General features: G+C 63.8%; 14 protein-coding genes. All 14 read left to right on the top strand.

Translation table 11 applies throughout. The features are described from left to right. Positions 1–99 precede the first annotated feature (99 nt). The 14 genes from NMG46_RS07190 to NMG46_RS07255 all read left to right on the top strand — a co-directional run bounded on the left by NMG46_RS07190 (position 100) and on the right by NMG46_RS07255 (position 20,395). Positions 100–1,194: an ABC transporter ATP-binding protein gene (locus NMG46_RS07190; RefSeq protein ID WP_254816995.1), complete on the top strand. Its 1,095-nt coding sequence runs from the start codon at positions 100–102 to the stop codon at positions 1,192–1,194. Continuing rightward, the gene (locus NMG46_RS07195; RefSeq protein WP_254816996.1) at positions 1,194–2,108 is read left to right on the top strand and encodes an ABC transporter permease; all 915 of its coding nucleotides are present in this window, start codon (positions 1,194–1,196) and stop codon (positions 2,106–2,108) included. The genes NMG46_RS07190 and NMG46_RS07195 overlap by 1 nt, the downstream gene beginning before the upstream one ends. After that, positions 2,101–2,901, top strand: coding sequence for an ABC transporter permease (locus NMG46_RS07200; RefSeq protein WP_254816997.1), 801 nt, complete (start codon positions 2,101–2,103; stop codon positions 2,899–2,901). Before NMG46_RS07195 ends, NMG46_RS07200 begins: the two co-directional genes overlap by 8 nt. A gap of 23 nt (positions 2,902–2,924) precedes the next feature. Further along, entirely contained in the window at positions 2,925–3,959 is a 1,035-nt protein-coding gene (locus NMG46_RS07205) for an extracellular solute-binding protein (RefSeq protein ID WP_254816998.1), read from the top strand. Positions 3,960–4,023: 64 nt separating this feature from the next. After that, positions 4,024–5,220: a serine hydrolase gene (locus tag NMG46_RS07210; protein ID WP_254816999.1), complete on the top strand. Its 1,197-nt coding sequence runs from the start codon at positions 4,024–4,026 to the stop codon at positions 5,218–5,220. 31 nt (positions 5,221–5,251) lie between these two features. Beyond that, the gene (locus NMG46_RS07215) at positions 5,252–6,433 is read left to right on the top strand and encodes a serine hydrolase (protein ID WP_254817000.1); all 1,182 of its coding nucleotides are present in this window, start codon (positions 5,252–5,254) and stop codon (positions 6,431–6,433) included. A 123-nt stretch (positions 6,434–6,556) separates the two neighbouring features. Then, entirely contained in the window at positions 6,557–8,869 is a 2,313-nt protein-coding gene (locus tag NMG46_RS07220; RefSeq protein WP_254817001.1) for a Tex family protein, read from the top strand. A 238-nt stretch (positions 8,870–9,107) separates the two neighbouring features. Then, positions 9,108–10,313 carry an acyl-CoA dehydrogenase gene (locus NMG46_RS07225; protein WP_254817002.1) on the top strand — a complete coding sequence of 402 codons (1,206 nt, stop codon included), beginning with the start codon at positions 9,108–9,110 and terminating at the stop codon, positions 10,311–10,313. Between the two features lie 446 nt (positions 10,314–10,759). Beyond that, on the top strand, positions 10,760–14,131 hold the full coding sequence (locus tag NMG46_RS07230; protein ID WP_254817003.1) for a DUF2126 domain-containing protein: 3,372 nt from the start codon (positions 10,760–10,762) through the stop codon (positions 14,129–14,131). Positions 14,132–14,137: 6 nt separating this feature from the next. Then, positions 14,138–16,549: a circularly permuted type 2 ATP-grasp protein gene (locus tag NMG46_RS07235; protein ID WP_254817004.1), complete on the top strand. Its 2,412-nt coding sequence runs from the start codon at positions 14,138–14,140 to the stop codon at positions 16,547–16,549. A 7-nt stretch (positions 16,550–16,556) separates the two neighbouring features. Continuing rightward, a complete protein-coding gene (locus NMG46_RS07240) occupies positions 16,557–17,441 on the top strand; it encodes a transglutaminase family protein (protein WP_254817005.1) in 885 nt (294 codons plus the stop codon). 113 nt (positions 17,442–17,554) lie between these two features. Beyond that, positions 17,555–18,676, top strand: a complete 1,122-nt coding sequence (locus NMG46_RS07245; protein ID WP_254817006.1) for a DNA topoisomerase IB — start codon at positions 17,555–17,557, stop codon at positions 18,674–18,676. A gap of 85 nt (positions 18,677–18,761) precedes the next feature. Next, positions 18,762–19,136 carry a YciI family protein gene (locus NMG46_RS07250; protein WP_254817007.1) on the top strand — a complete coding sequence of 125 codons (375 nt, stop codon included), beginning with the start codon at positions 18,762–18,764 and terminating at the stop codon, positions 19,134–19,136. Continuing rightward, complete coding sequence (locus NMG46_RS07255) at positions 19,133–20,395, top strand: RNA polymerase sigma factor (protein WP_254817008.1); 1,263 nt, start codon at positions 19,133–19,135, stop codon at positions 20,393–20,395. Before NMG46_RS07250 ends, NMG46_RS07255 begins: the two co-directional genes overlap by 4 nt. Positions 20,396–20,420 lie beyond the last annotated feature (25 nt).

Raw genomic sequence — 20,420 nt, forward strand, 5'->3', positions numbered from 1 at the left:
GAGGCCCAGATGCATGGTTGCCAAGCCGACCGGCATATGCTGACAATCGAATGGGAACTGGATCCGCCATCAAGAGCGGACATGAGAATGGGGTAATGCGTGCCGGATCAACCGGGTAAGAGTGCAATCGAGGTTCGCGGCGTCCGCAAGGTGTTCGGTATCGGGGACGCACAAGTCGCCGCCCTCGACACGGTTTCGGTGTCGATCCGCGAGAACGAGTTCTTCACGCTGCTAGGACCGTCGGGCTGCGGAAAGACAACGCTGCTGCGGCTGATCGCCGGCTTCGACTTCCCCAGCGAAGGCGAAATCCTGCTGCACGGCCAGGACATCGCGCCGCTGCCGCCGTTCAAGCGGCCGGTCAACACCGTCTTCCAGTCCTATGCGCTGTTCCCGCACATGACGGTGGCCGAGAATATCGGCTTCGGCCTTGAGATGCTGGGCAAGCCGAAGACCGAAATCAAGGCGCGCGTCGCCGAGATGCTGAAGCTGGTCAAGATGGAAGCGCTGAGCGCCCGCCGCACCAGCCAGATCTCCGGCGGCCAGCAGCAGCGCGTGGCACTGGCGCGCGCGCTGGCGCCGCAGCCAAAAGTGCTGTTGCTCGACGAGCCATTGTCGGCGCTCGACTACAAGCTGCGCAAGGAAATGCAGATCGAACTGAAACGGCTGCAGCACCAGACCGGCATCACCTTCATCTTCGTCACCCACGACCAGGAAGAAGCGCTGACCATGTCTGACCGCATCGCCGTGATGTCGGCCGGCAAGATACTGCAAATCGGCACGCCCTGGGACATCTATGACAAGCCGGCCGAGCGCTTCGTCGCCGACTTCATCGGCGAAACCAATTTCCTGACCGCGGCCATCACCGGCATCGGCAACGGCAAGGCGCGCGCGACACTAAAGTCCGGCGCGACGATCGACGCGACGGTGGCCGAGGGCTTCCAGCCGAAGGCGAATGCCACCCTGGTGGTCAGGCCGGAACACGCAAAGCTGACCGGCGGCAAGGGCGATCTTTCCGGAACCGTCGAAAACATCGTCTATTTCGGTACCGACACGCATATTCATGTCCAACTTGACAGCGGCGAACCCTTCACCGTGCGCCAGCAGAACACGCGCAGCGCAGGCTGCGGTTTCGAGCGGGGCGACAAGGTCGGCGTCTCGATCGGCAACGACGCCGCGCAAGTGCTGAGGGATTGATGGCGAGCGCGGAAGAAGTCGCCAAGGCGGCCGAACGGCGCGACATCCGCGACCGCTGGCTGCTGTCGGCGCCGGCCCTGCTGATCATCTTCCTGGCAGCGACCGGCCCATTGCTGATCGTGTTGGTCTATTCGTTCCTGACACCCGGGCCTTATGGCGACGTGAAGTGGCAATTCTCGCCGGAGGCGTGGATTTCGGTGTTCATGGAACGCGACATCTTCGACGACACGCTGTCGCTCGCCGCTGCCCATGTCACCATCTTTTGGCGCTCGATCAAGCTTGCCATCGTGACCACGCTCGCGACCCTCGTCCTTGGTTTTCCTACCGCCTATTTCATGGCAACGCGCAGCGAGAAGACGCGCGATCTCTGGCTGTTCCTGATCACCATACCGTTCTGGACCAACCTGCTGATCCGCACTTTCGCCGTGCTGCAGATCATCCGCAACGAGGGTTTGATCAACACGGTGCTGCTCAAGATCGGCATTACGCCGATCCAGATACTCTTCACCGACACGGCGATCCTTATCGGCATGGCTTATGTCTATCTGCCGCTGATGGTGCTGCCGATCTATGCCAGCATGGAGAAGCTCGACTTCCGGCTGGTCGAAGCCGGCTACGATCTTTATGCGACGCGCTTCCAGGTGCTCAGGCGCATCATTTTCCCGCTGGTCAAGCCCGGCGTCGTCGCTGGCTCGATCCTCGTCTTCATCCCGGCGCTGGGCGCCTATGTCACGCCGAGCCTATTGGGCGGCGGCAAGAACATGATGCTTTCCAACCTGATTGAATTGCAGTTCGGGCAAGGCCGCAACTGGCCGCTCGGCTCGGCGCTGTCGATCGCCGTGATGGTCATCGTCATGGTGGCGCTGCTTGCCTATGTGCGCAATGCCGGACAATCGGAGATGCGTCATGGCTAGCAGCTTCTCCATCAGGCATCAGTCCGGCTTCACCGCGATCGCCGCCACCTGCTTCGTCGTGCTTTATCTGCCGATCGTCGTGCTCGTCGTCTATGCCTTCAACGCCGCGACCTCGACGTCGGAATGGGGCGGCTTTTCGCTCAAATGGTTTCAGTCGGCGTGGCAGAACACGCAAGTCATAGACGCCACCTTGCGCTCCTTTCAGATCGGCGCCACGGCGGCGATCCTGGCCACGGTCTTCGCCACCATGGCGGCGCTCGCTACCACGCGCACGCCACCCTATCCCGGCCTGACCTTCAAATATGCCGCCATCAACCAGCCTTTGATGGTGCCCGAGATCGTCACTGGCGTGGCGTTGCTGATCTTTTTTTCGCGCATAAAGATATTCACCGGCTATTCGGGGCTCGGCTATCTGATCGCCGCGCATACGGCGTTTTGCATTCCCTTTGCCTATCTGCCGATCCGGGCGCGGCTGGAGAACATGGACCTGATGCTGGAGCGCGCCGCCGCCGATCTCTATGCGACGCCGTGGCAGACGTTCAGGCGCATCACGTTGCCGCTGCTGTGGCCCGGCATTCTGGCGGGACTGATGTTGGCCTTCGTCATCTCGCTCGACGATGTTGTCATCACCGAGTTCGTGAAATCGGGCGGCCAGGACACGCTGCCGACCTACATGCTTGGCCAGATACGTCGAGGGATAACGCCGGAGATCAACGCGATATCGACCGTGTTCCTGCTCTTGTCGGTCGCCATCGTGACGTTGTTTTTCTTCATCAGCAGGAAACGGGACTAGACATGAAAATGGGAGCTAAGACCATGAACTGGAAGACCACGGCGACCGCCATCGGGCTGGCGCTGCTCGCCTCGACGAGCCTTGCTCGCGCCGACGGTGAGCTCAACATCTACAACTGGGGCAACTACACCAGCCCCGACGTGATCAAGAAGTTCGAGCAGAAATACAACGTCAAGGTGACCATCACCGATTACGATTCGAACGATACGGCGCTGGCCAAAGTTCGCCAGGGCGGCACCGGCTTCGACATCGCGGTGCCTTCGCAAACCTTCGTGCCGATCTGGATCAAGGAAGGCCTCGTGCAGGAGACCGATCCCGGCAAGATGGAGAACTTCAAGAACGTGGCGCCAGAATGGGCCAATCCCGATTTCGATCCCGGCCGCAAATATTCCGTGCCGTGGGCCTGGGGCACGGTGGGCATCGTGGTGAACACCGATGTCTACAAGGGGCCGTCGGACAGTTGGGGCATCATCTTCAACACACCCGACGAATTGAAGGGCAAGGTCAACGTCGTGCCGGAAATGAACGACGTCATGTTCGCGGCGACCAAATATGTCGGCGGCGCGCAATGCGCCAGCGACAAGGAAACGCTGAAAAAGGTGCGTGACACACTGGTTGCCGCCAAGCCGAACTGGATCGCGATGGAATACAATACCATCGAGAAAATGGGCGCCGGCGATTTCAAGGCAACCAGCGACTGGAACGGCTCAGCCCTGCGCCAGCGGCTGGCGAATCCCAAGATCCACTATTTCTATCCCAAGGAAGGTTTTGGCCTCTGGAGCGACAATGTCATGGTCCTGAAGGACGCAAAGAATGTCGAGAACGCCAAGCTGTTCCAGAACTTCATCATGGATCCGGAAAACGCCGCCGGCCTGTCCGCCTTCCACCGCTACGCCAACGGCATTGCCGGTTCCGACAAGTACATGCCAGCCGATATGAAGGATGCGCCGGAAGTCATCATCCCGGAAGACGTCAAGGCGCATGGCGAGCTGCAAAAATTGTGTTCAGAGGAAGTGCAGGCCATCTACAGCAAGATCTGGACCGAACTGCAGAAGTAATCCACATCCGGACGAATCCCGGCGGCAATTGCCGCCGGGCCTTTTCCCGGCGATCGGACTGCCTATGATTTCTTATCGCAACAGCGAACCGGCGCCGCCGATCATGCAGGGTTCGCCGCCGCGGATGGTGCCGCCGAAGCTCGACTGGGACCGGCCGCCATGGAACCGCTGGGCGTTCCAGCATATTCGCGAAATCCTGCCGACCGTCGAGGTCTGGCGCGGCAATGGCCATCGCCACAGGCTGGAGCGAGCCGAGGTCGATCTCGACGTGCTGCCGGTGGGCGACAGCATGGGGCAGCCGACGACGCTGGCTGGACTGCTTGACGAGACTTACACCGACGGCTTCTTGGTGCTGAAGGGCGGCAAGGTCGCCTATGAGCGCTACTTCAACGGCATGACCGAGCGCACGCTGCATCTGTCGCAGTCGATGGCGAAGTCGGTCACCGCATCGGTCTTCGGCATTCTGGTCGGACGCGGACTGATCGATCCGGGTTTGCCGGTGACCACCTATCTGCCGGAGCTGGAAGCGACCGGCTGGGAGGGCGCCAGCGTGCAGCATGTGCTCGACATGACGAGCGGGGTGCGCTTTTCCGAGGAATACACCGACCCCTATTCCGACATCGGCCAGGTCGATGTCGCCACCGGCTGGAAGCCGGTGCCGCCGGACTGCGATCCGGAATTGCGCTGGCCATCGCATATGTTCGAACTGATCCTGGGGCTCAAGGAAAAGAGCCGGCCGCACGGCGCTGCCTTCGAATACCGCTCGATCGAGACCGACGTGCTTGCCTTCATCATGGAACGGGTGAGCGGCAAGCGCCTGGCGCAGCTGGTCTCGGAAGAGCTCTGGCAAAAGCTCGGCGCAGATGAAAGTGCCTGCTTCACCGTCGATAGCGCCGGTTATGCGGTTGCCGATGGCGGCTTCAACGCCACGCTGCGCGACTATGGCCGCTTCGGCCAGCTGATCCTCGACAATGGCGGCGGCGTCGTGCCGGCCGAGTGGATCGAGGCGACGCGCAATGGCAGGCATGGGCCGGACTTCAGCCCCAGCCTGCCGGAAGGCAGCTATCGCAACCAGTTCTGGATCGAGGATCCGCGGTCGCGGGCGCTGATGTGCCGTGGCGTGTTCGGGCAGCTGATCCACATCGACTGGGATACGAAAATGGTCGTGGTCAAGCTTTCGAGCTATCCGGATTTCACTAACGTCGCCTATTCTGTGGCGACGCTGAAAGCGGTGCACGCCATCGCCGCGGCGCTCGCCTGAAACTCGGCCAAAAGATACTGAAGGAAACGCTATGACCGGCAAGACCGCGTTCGAGACCAGGTATGGCTTTGCCCGAAACCAAGTGCTGCTCGGCAATTGGCGGGAAAGCCCGTTCAGCCGGTGGTCGTTCCAGAATGTCGGCGAGCTGGTGCCGAGCGCTGCCGTGACGGCAAGGCCGGGCAGCAGCGAGGCGCCGGCGCAGGATTTCGGCGGGCTACTTGGCGAAAGGGTCACTCTGGCAGGCGGCGCGGAGACTGTCGCGGCGTTTCTCGCGCGCTCCGACACCGACGCGCTGACGATCATGAAAGCCGGCAAATTCGTCGGCGACTGGTTTGCACCGCATATGGAGTTCGGTGAGCGCCACATCGTCTTTTCGATCAGCAAGTCGCTGACCGCCATTGTTGCTGGCATATTGGAAGGCGAGGGGATTTTCGATCCGCAGGCTCCGGTAAGCCGCTACCTGCCCGAAGCCGCCGGCTCGGCCTATGGCCATGCGCGTGTGCGGCACGTGCTCGACATGAGTGTCAGCCTCGATTTCGAAGAGGCCTATCTCGATCCGGAAAGCGCCTTCGCCCGCTATCGCCGTGCAATGCTGTGGAATCCAGGCGGGGGTACCGAGAGCCTGGCCACTTTCCTCACGACGCTGCAGGGCCTGACCGAGCCGCATGGCCGGACGTTCCGCTACCTTTCGCCCAATTCCGACCTGCTCGGCATCCTGCTCGAACGCGCGTCAGGCCAGCGTTTCGCCGATCTGATGCGCGAGAAATTATGGGAGCCGCTCGGCGCCGTCGGCGACGCCTCGGTGACAGTCGACATGGAAGGCACGGCGCGTACCGCCGGCGGCATTTCGGTGACACCGCGCGACCTTGCGCGCGTCGGCGAGATGATGCGGCAAGGCGGCGTGGCCAATGGCCGCCGCGTCGTGCCGGAAGCCTGGATGCGCGACACGACCGAAACCGGCGGTGACGCCGAGGCATGGCGGCGCGGTACGATGGCGTCCCTGTTTCCGCGTGGCCGCTATCGCAACAAATGGTACCAGACGGGCGCGGCAAGCGGCGCCTTCTGCGGCATCGGCATCCACGGCCAGTGGCTTTACGTCAATCCGATGGCTGAAATGGTGATCGCAAAGATGTCGTCGCAGCCGGTACCGGTCGACGATCCGCTCGATCTGGATTTGATTTCTTTCTTCGAGGCGCTGAGCCGGATGGTCTGATCCGATCCGTACCGCTTATGCAGCTTTCCTGTGGACCTTTCAGCGGGTTGAAAACGCTGCGGTTGGCGCAGCGGGCGTCTCCGCCTATGGTCGCTGCTCTTTTCGACCAACGACAGGTAGGACATGGCATCCGACATCAAGCGCATCGCAACCATCATAGCCGCCGAAATCGGCGCGCGGCCCGAACAGGCTGCGGCGGCGATCGGTTTGCTGGACGACGGCGCGACAGTCCCGTTTGTGGCGCGTTACCGCAAGGAGGTCACCGGCGGCCTCGACGACACGCAGCTGCGCGATCTTGCCGAGCGGCTCGCCTATCTGCGCGAACTCGACGCGCGCCGCGACACCATCCTTGGTTCGATCCGCGAGCAGGGCAAGCTGACCGAGGAGCTTGAAGCGAAAATCGCTGCTGCCGTGACCAAGGCGGAACTCGAAGATATCTACCTGCCTTACAAGCCGAAGCGCCGGACCAAGGCTGAGATCGCGCGCGAGCGTGGGCTGGGCCCGCTGGCGGAAGCTATTCTCGCCGACCGTACGGCCATGCCCGCCGAGCTGGCGCTGGCCTACATCAGCGAAGACGTGGCAGACGCCAAGGCAGCGCTCGAGGGTGCGCGCGACATCCTGTCCGAGCAGTTCGCCGAGAATGCCGACCTGGTCGGCAGATTGCGGACTTATATGAAGGAACGCGCATTCCTGCGGTCGCGCGTCGTCGACGGCAAGCAGGAGGCCGGCGCCAAATTTTCGGACTATTTCGACCATGTCGAGCGCTGGGCCAACGTGCCGAGCCATCGCGCGCTGGCCATGCTGCGCGGCCGCAACGAGGAGGTTCTGTCGCTCGACATCGAGGTCGATGCCGACGATGCCTCGCCGGTGAAGCCGGTCGAGCGGATGATTGCCGATGCTTATGCCATCGGCCGCCAGTTGCCGGGAGACCGCTGGCTGATGGAAGTAGCCAGCTGGACCTGGCGCATAAAGCTGTCGCTGCACCTGACGCTCGATCTGATGCGGGACTTGCGTGAACGGGCCGAGGAAGAAGCGATCCATGTCTTCGCCCGCAATCTCAAGGATTTGCTGCTTGCCGCCCCTGCCGGCTCACGGCCGACGATGGGCCTCGATCCGGGCATTCGCACCGGCGTCAAGGTGGCGGTGGTGGACGGCACCGGCAAGCTGCTGGCGACGACGACGGTCTATCCGTTCCCGCCGAAGAACGATGTCCGCGGCACGCAGGCCGAACTGGCCAAGCTCATCCGGCTGCATAAAGTCGAGCTGATCTCGATCGGCAACGGCACCGGCAGCCGCGAGACCGAAAGGCTGGTGGCCGACATGCTGGCTGACATGCCTGCCGGGTCCGGGCCGAAGCCGCTCAAGGTGATCGTCAGCGAAGCCGGTGCCTCGGTCTATTCCGCCTCGGCAACGGCGGCGGCGGAATTTCCCGGCCTCGACGTGTCGCTGCGCGGGGCGGTGTCGATCGCCCGGCGCCTGCAGGATCCGCTCGCCGAACTGGTCAAGATCGAGCCGAAGTCGATCGGCGTCGGCCAGTATCAGCACGACGTCGATCAGTACCGCCTCGGCCGCTCGCTGGAAGCGGTGGTCGAGGATGCGGTCAACGCCGTCGGCGTCGACCTCAACACGGCGTCAGCGCCGCTTCTGGCGCGGGTTTCGGGTCTCGGCGCATCGCTGGCCGAGGCGATCGTCGCGCACCGGGACGCGACCGGCCCGTTCGCAAACCGCCGGGAGCTGTTGAAGGTCTCCCGCCTTGGACCCCGCGCGTTCGAGCAATGCGCCGGCTTCCTGCGCATTCCCGACGGCAGCGAGCCGCTCGATGCCTCCGCCGTGCATCCGGAAGCCTATGGCGTGGCCAAGAAGATCGTTGCGGCCTGCGGGCGCGACGTTCGCTCTCTGATGGGCGACAGCGCCGCACTCAAGGCGCTCGATCCGCGCGTCTTCGTCGATGAGCGCTTCGGCCTGCCGACGGTGCGCGACATCCTGGCGGAGCTGGAAAAGCCCGGCCGCGATCCGCGCCCCGGCTTCAAGACCGCGACCTTTGCCGATGGCATCGACGACATCAAGGATCTGAAGCCCGGCATGCAGCTTGAAGGCACCGTCACCAATGTCGCGGCCTTCGGTGCCTTCGTCGATATCGGCGTGCACCAGGACGGATTGGTGCACGTCTCGCAACTGGCTGATCGGTTCATCAAGGACGCGCATGAGGTGGTCAAGGCCGGCGACGTGGTCAAAGTGCGTGTCGTCGACGTCGATATCAAGCGCAAGCGCATCGGCCTGTCGATGCGCAAGGATGGCGACGGTGGCGCACCGAAGCCACGCGACAATGGCAGCAGGCCGGTGCCGCGCGCGCCGGCGCCCCAACGCCAGCCGGAGCGGCCGGCGCAGCAGGGCGCGTTCGGTGCCGCGTTGGCCGATGCGTTGAAGCGGAAATAATTCGCGAGCCGGGCTGTGGCAGGTCAGACGGCGGCGCTCGACATTGATGATCCATCACCAATGCTCATGGATCGGCGAAGCTATTTCGTTTGATTTTTTCAGGACGGGAGCCGATAAGCCGCGCGTTTCAAGATTTCTGTTTCGATGCATGTCGTTATCTCCAGGCTGCCGAACACCCTCGGGTCAGGCCCGCGGGCAAGCTTTGGGCGACATGCATGAGTTTGGGAGACCGAGAGCCATGGCCGCCGACAAGAACGCATTCGTCTGGGATGATCCTTTCCTGATCGAGGACCAGCTTTCGGAGGACGAGCGCATGGTGCGCGATGGCGCCGCGGCGTTTGCAGCCGACAAGCTCGCTCCGAAGATCGAGGAAGCCTACCTCGAGGAAAAGACCGACGCCGGGATCTTTCGCGAAATGGGCGAGGCGGGTCTGCTCGGCATTACCATCCCCGAGGAATATGGCGGGCTCGGCGCCAACTACGTCACCTACGGGCTGGTCGCGCGGGAAGTGGAGCGGATCGATTCCGGCTATCGCTCGATGATGAGCGTGCAGTCGTCGCTGGTGATGTATCCGATCCATGCCTATGGCTCGGAAGAACAGCGCAGGAAATACCTGCCGAAGCTGGCGTCGGGCGAATGGATCGGCTGCTTTGGCTTGACCGAACCTGATGCCGGTTCCGACCCGGGCGGCATGAAGACGCGGGCCGAGAAGACCGCGAACGGCTACAGGATCTCCGGCTCGAAAATGTGGATTTCCAACGCGCCGATCGCCGATGTTTTCGTCGTCTGGGCAAAGTTGTCCGACGAAACTGGGGGCGCGCATGACAACCAGATTCGCGGCTTTGTCCTGGAAAAGGGCATGAAAGGGCTGTCGGCACCGAAGATCGGCGGCAAGCTGTCGCTGCGCGCATCGATCACCGGCGAAGTGGTGATGGAAGGCGTCGAGGTCGGCGAAGATGCGCTGCTGCCCAATGTCTCGGGTCTCAAAGGACCGTTCAGCTGCCTCAACCGGGCGCGCTACGGCATCTCCTGGGGTGCGATGGGCGCGGCCGAGGATTGCTGGCACCGCGCCCGCCAGTATGGCCTTGATCGCAAGCAGTTCGGCAAGCCACTGGCCGGGACGCAGCTTTTCCAGAAGAAGCTCGCCGACATGCAGACCGAGATCGCGCTCGGCCTGCAGGGCAGCCTGCGCGTCGGGCGGCTGATGGATGAAGGCAAGATGGCGCCGGAGATGATCTCGCTCGTCAAGCGCAACAATTGCGGCAAGGCGCTCGACATCGCCCGCCAGGCCCGCGACATGCATGGCGGCAATGGCATCCAGATCGGCTACCACGTCATGCGCCACGCCCAGAACCTGGAAACCGTCAACACCTATGAGGGCACGCATGACGTGCATGCGCTGATCCTCGGGCGGGCGCAGACCGGGTTGCAGGCGTTCTTCTAGCATTGGCAGGGGTCCTCCGCTTCCAGGGCGCCATTGCCTGTATCCCCCCGCAAGGCCGGCGATCGGCAGCTTTCGACGACGGTGCCACATTTTGTTCTTGCTTTGTGCCGGCAGCTATGCTACTAATTCGGATATGGTGCTAATTGGCTCCAACGACCCGCCCGCCGAGGCGGGTTTTTCTTTTCCGCTGTTTTCGACGAAGCATCGCGTGTGCTGCCGATCATCGATATCGGCGGGAAGCGCCCGGTGCTGACCCGCCGCACTTCGGCTCTGCAGCGTTGCAACGTCTTGCCGCCACACTGCGGAATCCCGGGTCGGCGCTCCGTTTCGTGAAGCTATGAAAGCTGCTTAATTTAGGTGCAGCGCAACATCTCTGCTTGGAGAATGCTCAGCATTCGTGTCAGGGTTCAGCGAACTCCTTTTGAAACACCGACCTCAGGGGCACCATGGCAATTCTGGCAGCCGTCTATCACCTGACCCACTACAAATACGACAGGCCGGTCGTCTTGGGCCCGCAAGTCATAAGGTTGCAGCCTGCGCCGCATTCCCGCACGAAAGTGCTCAGCCATTCGCTGAAGGTCGGGCCGGCAAATCACTTCGTCAATTTGCAGCAGGACCCCTACGGCAATTTCCTTGCCCGCTTCGTCTTCCCCGAGCCGGTGACGGAACTGAAGATCGAGGTCGATCTCGTTGCCGACATGACGGTCTACAATCCGTTCGATTTCTTCGTCGAGCCCTCGGCCGAGACGTTTCCGTTCGAATACCCCGAAGAGACCAGGGACGATCTGACCATCTACCGGACGCCGGAACCGGCGGGGCCGCTGTTGGAGGCATTCCTCAAAACCCTCGACCGCGGCCCGACCAACACCGTCAATTTTGTCGTCGACCTCAATGCGCGGCTGCAGCGCGAGATCGCCTACATCGTGCGCATGGAAACCGGCGTCTTCTCGCCCGAGGAAACGCTGGCCGCCGGCAGGGGGTCGTGCCGGGATTCCAGCTGGCTCCTGGTGCAGATATTGAGGAACCTCGGCATCGCCGCGCGCTTCGTCTCCGGCTATCTGATCCAGCTGAAGCCCGACCTCGTCGCGCTTGACGGACCGCCCGGCACCGCCGTCGACTTCACCGATCTCCATGCCTGGTGCGAGGTGTATCTGCCGGGCGCCGGTTGGATCGGCTTCGACCCGACCTCCGGCCTGCTCACCGGCGAAAGCCATGTGCCGCTCGCGGCAACGCCGCATTTCCGCAATGCCGCGCCGATCTCCGGCATGGCGAGCTTCGCCAATGTCGAGTTCGGCTTCGACATGCGGGTCGACCGCATCGCCGAGCATCCGCGCATTACCAAGCCGTTTTCCGACGAAAGCTGGCAGGCGCTCGATGCGCTGGGCAACCAGGTTGACGCCGCGCTTGATGCCGACGACGTGCGGCTGACCATGGGCGGCGAGCCGACCTTCGTCTCGATCGACGATTTCGAGGCTGCAGAGTGGAACACCGCCGCCGTCGGGCCAACCAAACGCGAAAAGGCCGATGCGCTGATCCGCCGGCTGCGCGAGCGCTTCGCGCCGGGCGGCTTCCTGCATTACGGGCAGGGCAAGTGGTATCCCGGCGAAAGCCTGCCGCGCTGGACCTTCTCGCTCTACTGGCGCACCGACGGCGAGCCGGTGTGGAGCGACCCGTCGTTGATCGCGCATGAAAAGAGCGAGGCGGATGTCGGACCGATGCAGGCCGAGAGCCTGCTGACCGCGATTGCCGACGAACTCGGCATCGACAAGACGATGGTCAGCGAAGCCTATGAGGACCCCGCCGAATGGCTGCTCAAGGAAGGCAAGCTGCCTGACAACGTCGATCCTTCCAATTCGAAGTTGGAGGACCCGGAGGAGCGCAGCCGCATGGCGCGGGTGTTCGAACGCGGGCTGACCAAGCCGTCGGGCTATGTGCTGCCTGTCCAGCGCTGGAACAGCCAGGCGTCAGGACCGCGCTGGCGCTCGGAGAAGTGGAAGACGCGGCGCGGCAGGCTGTTCCTGGTGCCGGGAGATTCACCGGTAGGTTACCGCCTGCCGCTCGGCACGCTGCCTTACGTGCCGCCGGCGCAGTTCCCCTACATCGTGCCGGTCGACCCATCGCTGCCGCGCGGACCATTGCCGGCGCGTGAGGCGATCTTGCCCGGTTCTGCTTCTTCGCCTGCGTCGGCCGAACTTGAAGGCGCCGACGAAATGGCGCGACGCCAGCAGGCCGTTTCCTTCACGGCCGCCACCGGCCAGCAGGACCGCGTCGAACAGGAGATCACCGAGATCGGTGGCGCCGTGCGCACGGCACTTTCGGTCGAGCCGCGCGACGGACGGCTTTGTGTGTTCATGCCGCCGGTCGAGGCGCTGGAGGATTATCTCGAACTGGTCGCGGCGGCGGAGAACGCGGCAAAGGCTATTGGCCTGCCTGTGCATATCGAGGGTTACGGCCCGCCGCACGATCCGCGCCTCAACGTCATCCGTGTGGCACCTGATCCCGGCGTTATCGAAGTCAATATCCACCCCGCTGCGAATTGGCAGGATTGCGTGGCGACGACCACGGCGATCTACGAGGAGGCGCGGCAGACGCGGCTTGGCGCCGACAAGTTCATGATCGATGGCCGCCATACCGGCACCGGCGGCGGCAACCACGTCGTCGTCGGCGGCGCAACGCCCAATGACAGTCCGTTCCTGCGCCGCCCCGACCTGTTGAAAAGCCTGGTGCTGCAGTGGCAGCGGCATCCGTCGCTGTCCTATCTGTTCTCCGGCCTGTTCATCGGCCCGACCAGCCAGGCGCCGCGCTTCGACGAGGCACGCCACGATTCGCTCTACGAACTCGAAATCGCGATGGCGCAGGTGCCGCATCCGGACAAGGGCGCGGCACCCCTGCCGTGGCTGGTCGACCGGCTGTTCCGCAACCTTCTGACCGACGTGACCGGCAATACCCATCGCTCGGAAATCTGCATCGACAAGCTGTTTTCGCCGGACGGGCCGACCGGCCGGCTCGGGCTGGTCGAATTCCGCGGCTTCGAGATGCCGCCCAACGCGCGCATGAGCCTGGCGCAGCAATTGTTGGTGCGCGCCATCATCGCTCGGGCCTGGAAGAACCCGCTCGACGGCCGCTTCGTGCGCTGGGGCACCTCGCTGCACGACCGTTTCATGCTGCCGCATTATGTCTGGGCTGACTTTCTCGATGTGCTGGACGACCTCAAGCTGAACGGCTTTGCGTTCCGTCCGGAATGGTTCGACGCCCAGCTCGAATTCCGCTTCCCGTTCTGCGGCGAGGTCCAGCATGCCGGTATCAAGCTGGAACTGCGGCAAGCGCTGGAGCCGTGGCATGTCATGGGCGAGCAAGGCGCGATCGGCGGCACCGTGCGCTTTGTCGATTCCTCCGTCGAGCGGCTGCAGGTGAAGACCGAGGGGCTCAACCCGGAGCGTTACGCGGTCGTCTGCAACGGCCGCCTGGTGCCGATGAAGGTGACCGACAACCGCGAGATCGCGGTGGCGGGCGTTCGTTTCAAAGCCTGGCAGCCGGCGTCGGGCCTGCATCCGGCGCTGCCGGTCAACACGCCGCTGGTCTTCGACATCTATGACCGCTGGTCGGGCCGCGCGGTCGGCGGCTGCGTCTACCACGTCGCGCATCCCGGCGGGCGCAGCTACGACACGTTCCCCGTCAACGGCAACGAAGCGGAGGCGCGGCGGCTCGCCCGCTTCGAGCCGCGTGGCCATACGCCGTCCAGCTATGTGCTGCGCAACGAAGAAGCCTCTGAAGATTTCCCGATGACCCTTGACCTTCGGCGACCGCAAAGACTCTGATCAGCCATGGCGAAGGGGAATCACAAAAGGCTGCGCAGCAAGCCGCAGACCCACAGTCTGCTGGAGCGCTACCAGCCGATCGACGGCGTCGTCGACGAGATGGTCGATGCGTCGGGCAATCCGCGGCCGGCCTGGCGGCACTTCATCGAGGCGCTGGAGGACCTGGGGCCGGAAAGGCTTGCCCAGCGCTTCGCCCGCGCCGACCAGTACCTGCGCGATGCCGGCGTCTACTACCGAGTCTACGACAAGGCCGGCGCCAACGAGCGGGAATGGCCGCTGGCGCATGTGCCGCTGCTGATCGAGGAGCAGGAATGGGCTGACATCAGCGCCGGCCTGATCCAGCGCGCCGATCTGTTCGAGGAGACCATCGCCGACATTTTCGGACCGAACCGGCTGGTCGAGAAAGGTATTCTGCCGGCCGGATTGATCGCGGCCAGCCCGGAATATTTGCGGCCGGTCGTCGGCACCAGGCCGGCCAGCGGCCATTTCCTGCATTTCTGCGCCTTCGAGCTCGGTCGTGGCCCGGACGGCCGCTGGTGGGTGCTTGGCGACCGCACACAGGCCCCTTCCGGCGCCGGCTTCGCACTGGAAAACCGCGTCGCCACCACAAGGGCGCTGTCCGACATCTACGGCGAAATGCATGTGCACCGCCTGGCCGGCTTCTTCCGCCGTTTTCGCGATGCGCTGATCGGCATGGCCAAGCAAGCCGGTGGCCGTGTCGCCATCCTGACGCCGGGACCGCTGAACGAAACCTATTACGAACATGCCTATATCGCTCGCTATCTCGGCATCATGCTGCTCGAGGGCGAGGACCTGACTGTCTCGGGCGGCAGGCTGATGGTGCGCACGGTTTCGGGGCTGATGCCGGTGAGCGTCTTGTGGCGGCGGCTCGACGCCGCCTTCGCCGATCCGCTCGAACTGCGGCCGGACTCGCAGATCGGCACGCCGGGGCTGGTCGAAGCGGTTCGGCAGGGGGCGGTTTCGGCCGTCAACGCGCTGGGCTCCGGCCTGATGGAGACACGCGCGCTGCTCGCCTTCCTGCCGAAGATTTCGCGCGCCCTGCGCAATGAGGAGCTGCTGCTGCCGACCGTCGCGACGTGGTGGTGCGGGCAGGAGGCGGAGCGCGAGCATGTGCTCGCCAATATCGATAGCATGGTGATCGGCCCGGCGCTGTCGACGCGGCTTGCCTTCGAGGACGACGGCTCGACCAAGCTCGGGTCAGCGCTGTCGGTGGAGGAACGGGCCGAACTCGTCGCCCGGATCGAACAGGACGGCGGCGGCTTTGTCGGCCAGGAAGCGGTGACGCTATCGACCACCCCGGTCTATGTCGGCGGCTGGCTGGAGCCGCGGCCGGCAAGCCTGCGCGTCTATCTGGCGCGGACGCCCGAAGGCTGGACCGTGATGCCGGGCGGTTTTGCCCGTGTCGGCTTTTCGCTCGACCCGACGGCCATCGCCATGCAGCGCGGCGGCCAGGCGGCGGATGTCTGGGTGGTCAGCGACAGGCCGGTGGAGCGCGAGACGCTGCTGCCGCAGGAGCACGACAGCTTTACCCGAACCTTGCCAGGCAGCCTGCCCAGCCGCGCGGCGGAAAACCTGACATGGCTTGGGCGCTATATCGAGCGGTCGGAAGACACGGTGCGCATCCTGCGCGCCTACCATGTGCGGCTGGCCGAGACATCCGATCCCGAGATGCCGCTGCTCGCCGATATCAGGGACCATCTCGCGCCGTTCGGCATCGATGTCGAGACGGCAATCCCATTGGGGCTCATCAGCACCCTGGACAGCGCCGTCTACAGTGCCGGACAGATCCGAGACCGTTTCTCGCCGGATGGCTGGCTGGCATTGAAGGATCTGTCGAAGACCATCCATCAATTTGCCGCCACGGTGGCGCCGGGCGATGACGCGACAAGGGCAATGACGGTGATCCTGCGCAAGCTGGCCGGGTTTTCCGGCCTGCTGCACGAGAACATGTACCGCTTTGCCGGCTGGCGTTTCCTCGAAATCGGCCGCAGGCTCGAACGCGGCATCCAGATCGCCCGCACGCTCGCCCGGCTGACCAGAGCCCAGGCGCCTGAAGGCGCACTCGACATGATGCTGGAGATCGGCGACAGCGTCATGACGCACCGTCGGCAATATCCGGTGCAGGCGGGGCGGCGCACGGTGGTCGACCTTCTGGCGCTCGATCCGCTCAACCCGCGCTCGATCCTTTTCCAGCTCGAACGGCTGAAGGCCGAAATCGCGCTGCTGCCAGCCGTCGGCGGTGAAGGCCATATGTCGCCGGCGGCCAAGGAAATTCTGCAGCTCAACACATCGATCGCCATCAAGGAGCCCTCGGACATGACGGCCGAGGCCCTCGGCGATCTCGCCAATGAAATCGGTGGGCTCTACAACAGCCTCGCCAAAGCCTATTTCGGGTAGAGACAGCATGCTCTACGACATCCGGCTTCACCTGCGTTACGACTATGATGCGGCGGCCGGCGGCGGCCGCCATCAGGTGCGTGTGCTGCCGCCGACCATCCCTGGCGTGCAGCGCGTCGTCGCCGCTTCACTGTCTTTTGTGCCGGCGCCCAGCGAACGCTTCGACTTTTCCGACTTTTTCGGCAACAGTGTCACCTCGATCGCCTTTCGTGACGCGCATGATGCGCTCGACATCAGGATGAGCGCGCGTGTTTCAGTGTCGCGGCCGGAGCCCGGGCTCGACGTATCGCCGGACATACGCCGGCTGAGGGAAGAACTCGGCGCCGTGCACTCGCTGGCGCCGGCTTCGCCGCATCACTTTCTGGCCGCCAGCGATCATGCCGGCATCGACCCGGCAATCACTGCCTATGCGAAAGACAGTGCCGGCAGTTCGACAGTCGGCACGGCCATGGCTCTGTGCAACCGCATTCACCGCGATTTCACCTATGACGGCGAGGCGACCACCGTGCAGACGCGGGCCAGCGACGCCTTCGGCCTGAAGCGCGGCGTCTGCCAGGATTTTTCCCACATCATGATCGCCGGCCTGCGCGGCCTCGGCATTCCCGCGGGTTATGTCAGCGGGTTCCTCCGCACCATCCCGCCGCGCGGGAAGCCGCGGCTCGAAGGCGCCGACGCCATGCACGCCTGGGTCAAGGTGTGGTGCGGACGCGATGCCGGCTGGCAGGAATTCGATCCGACCAATGGCATGCGGGCAAGCAACGACCATATCACGGTCGGCTATGGCCGCGACTACTCCGATGTGGCGCCGATCGTCGGCGTGTTGAAAACCACGGGCGGGCAGGTCGGCGAACAGGCGGTCGACGTCATACCGGTCGTCCTAGAAAAGGCGTGATGACGCACGTCTTCGTTGCACGGCGGCGGCGATAGGCTGGAACCAAGAGATCAAGAGGCGGTGGAACCCGCAGCCGGCAAGCGGCTTATCTACGGAAATTCCGTGGAGAGGACATGCTGGACAAATCCGGATCGTCGTCTGGCCAATCGGCTGTGAGGAAAGCTGCACCAAAGAACGGGGTGCGGCAGAATGGAGCGCCGGAGAACGGCGCGCAAGCCTCGGCCGTTCGGGCCTCGCTCAATTATGTCATCGACACTGAACCCGGTATTCGCCGGCTGCGTTCGGGCAAGGGGTTCTCGTACAAAGGACCCGACGGGCGGATTGTCGACGGGGAGGCGCTGGCACGCATCAAGGCGCTCGCCATCCCCCCGGCCTGGACGGATGTCTGGATCTCGCCGGATGCCGACGGTCACATCCAGGCGACCGGTCGGGACCAGCGCGGGCGCAAGCAATACCGCTATCATCCGCACTGGGCCGAGGAGCGCGACGGCGTCAAATATTCGAGCCTGGTCGCCTTCGCCGAAGGCCTGCCCGAACTGCGGCGGCAGATCGACGTCGATTTGCGCCGTCACGGCCTGCCGCTGGAACGCGTCGTGGCGGCTATAGTCTGGTTGCTCGACAACACGATGATCCGTGTCGGCAATGCCGCCTATGCACGCGACAACAAGAGTTTTGGGCTGACCACGCTGCGGGACCGCCATGTCGACATCAGGGGCTCAAGCCTGCGTTTTGCCTTCGTCGGCAAATCCGGCAAGGAATGGAGATTGAAGCTTGTCGATCGCCGGATTGCCAAGGTCGTGCGCGGAGCGCAGGACTTGCCGGGGCAGAAGTTGTTTCAGTATCTCGACGAGGGCGGAAACAGGCATCCGGTGCGCTCAGACGACGTCAACCGCTATATCAGGGAGAATGCCGGAGCGGAGTTCAGCTCCAAGCACTTCAGAACCTGGGGCGGCACCATTCATGCCGCGTCGCTGTTTGCCCAAACCGAACGTCCCGAAAGCCAGGCGCAGCAAAAGCGGGTGATGAACAATGTCATCGACAAGGTTGCCGAGCGGCTCGGCAACACACGCGCGGTTTGTCGCCAATGCTACATCCATCCGGAAGTGTTCCGCGCCTGGTCCGAAGGACGGCTGCTCGACGAAATGGCGGATGCCAACAAAGGCAAGCGCTCGATCGCCGGCCTCGACGACGAGGAGGCCCTGGTCTTGAGATGGCTGAAGGCGAGAGAAAGCTGACGTCGGACCGCGGCGTATTTTTTTGTCGACGCCATGTCGGCATCGGTCCTAGTGTTTCGTCCTTTGACAGAGAAAAGGACGAACCATGCTCTACGCGATCCTCTGCTATGCCTCTGAAGACGTCGTCTGCTCCTGGAGCAAGGAGCAGGACGATGCCGTCATGGAAAAACTTCTGGGTGTGCAGGAAAAATATGCCCAGGCGGGCCGCCTTGGCCCGGTGGCGCGGCTCTTGCCGACGACCGCGGCGACGACGCTGAGGAAGGTCAAGGGCGAATCGATCGTCATCGACGGCCCGTTTGCCGAAACCAAGGAACAGTTCCTCGGCTTCTACACGCTCGAATGCGCCGACCTCGATGAGGCTGTCGACTTCGCGCGTGAGCTTTCCGAGGTCAACCCGAGCGGCGGCTCCTATGAAATCCGGCCGGTCTCGCTCTTCAATCCCGCCAAGGTTTCCGCATGACCGAACTCGCCTGGATCAGCACGGCAATCAGCACCGCTCGCCCGCAGGTGATGGGGGCATTGCTGCGCTATTTCCGCGACCTCGACGCGGCGGAGGAAGCATTCCAGGACGCCTGCCTGAGGGCACTGAATAACTGGCCGAAAAACGGCCCGCCGCGCGATCCGGCAGCCTGGCTGATCTTCGTCGGCCGCAACAGCGGCATCGATGCGGTGCGCAAGCGCGCCAAGCAGGCGCCGCTGCCGGAGGAGGACCAGATCTCCGACCTGGAAGATGCCGAGAGCGACGTCGCCGAGCGGCTGGACGGGGCGCATTACCGTGACGATATTTTGCGGCTGCTGTTCATCTGCTGCCATCCAGACCTGCCGGCCACACAGCAGATCGCCGTGGCGTTGCGCATCGTCTCCGGCCTGACGGTCAAGCAGATCGCCCGCGCCTTCCTCGTCGGTGAAAGCGCGATGGAGCAGCGTATCACGCGCGCCAAGGCGCGTATCGCCGACGCCGGGGTGCCGTTCGAGACGCCGGGAGCGGTCGAGCGCTCCGAACGGCTCGCCGCCGTCGCTGCCATGGTCTACCTGATCTTCAACGAAGGCTATTCCAGCAATAGCGGCGAGGCATCGGCGCGTGCGCCGCTTTGCGAAGAGGCGATCCGGCTGGCCCGGCTGCTGCTCAGGCTGTTCCAGACCGAGCCGGAGATCATGGGGCTGACGGCGCTGTTGCTGCTGCAACATGCACGCGCGCCTGCCCGCTTCGACGAGAACGGCGAGATCGTGCTGCTCGAAGACCAGGACCGCAGCCTGTGGAGCCGCAAGATGATCGATGAAGGCCTGGCGCTGGTCGACAAGGCGTTGCGCCATCGCAAGCCCGGTCCCTACCAGGTGCAAGCGGCGATCGCCGCACTGCATGCGCGGGCGGAAAAACCCGAGGATACGGACTGGAACGAGATCGACCTGCTCTACGGCCTGCTCGAGCAGATGCAGCCGTCGCCGGTGGTGACGCTCAACCGCGCCGTCGCGGTCTCCAAGGTGCGTGGACCGGAAGCCGCACTCGCCATGATCGAGCCGCTGGAGGGAAGGCTTTCCGGCTATTTCCATTTCTTCGGCCTCAAAGGCGGACTGCTGATGCAGCTTGACCGCGGCGAGGAGGCGCGCGTCGCTTTCGACCGCGCCATCGCGCTTGCCAATACGGCCGCCGAGGCAGCGCATATCCGCATGCATATCGACCGGCTGATGAAAGAAGGCGCCAAGCAAACGGCGCATTGATCCGACGCCTTCGCCTGGTTCAACG

Source organism: Mesorhizobium sp. LMG 17147, assembly GCF_024297145.1.
Classification (GTDB): Bacteria; Pseudomonadota; Alphaproteobacteria; order Rhizobiales; family Rhizobiaceae; genus Mesorhizobium.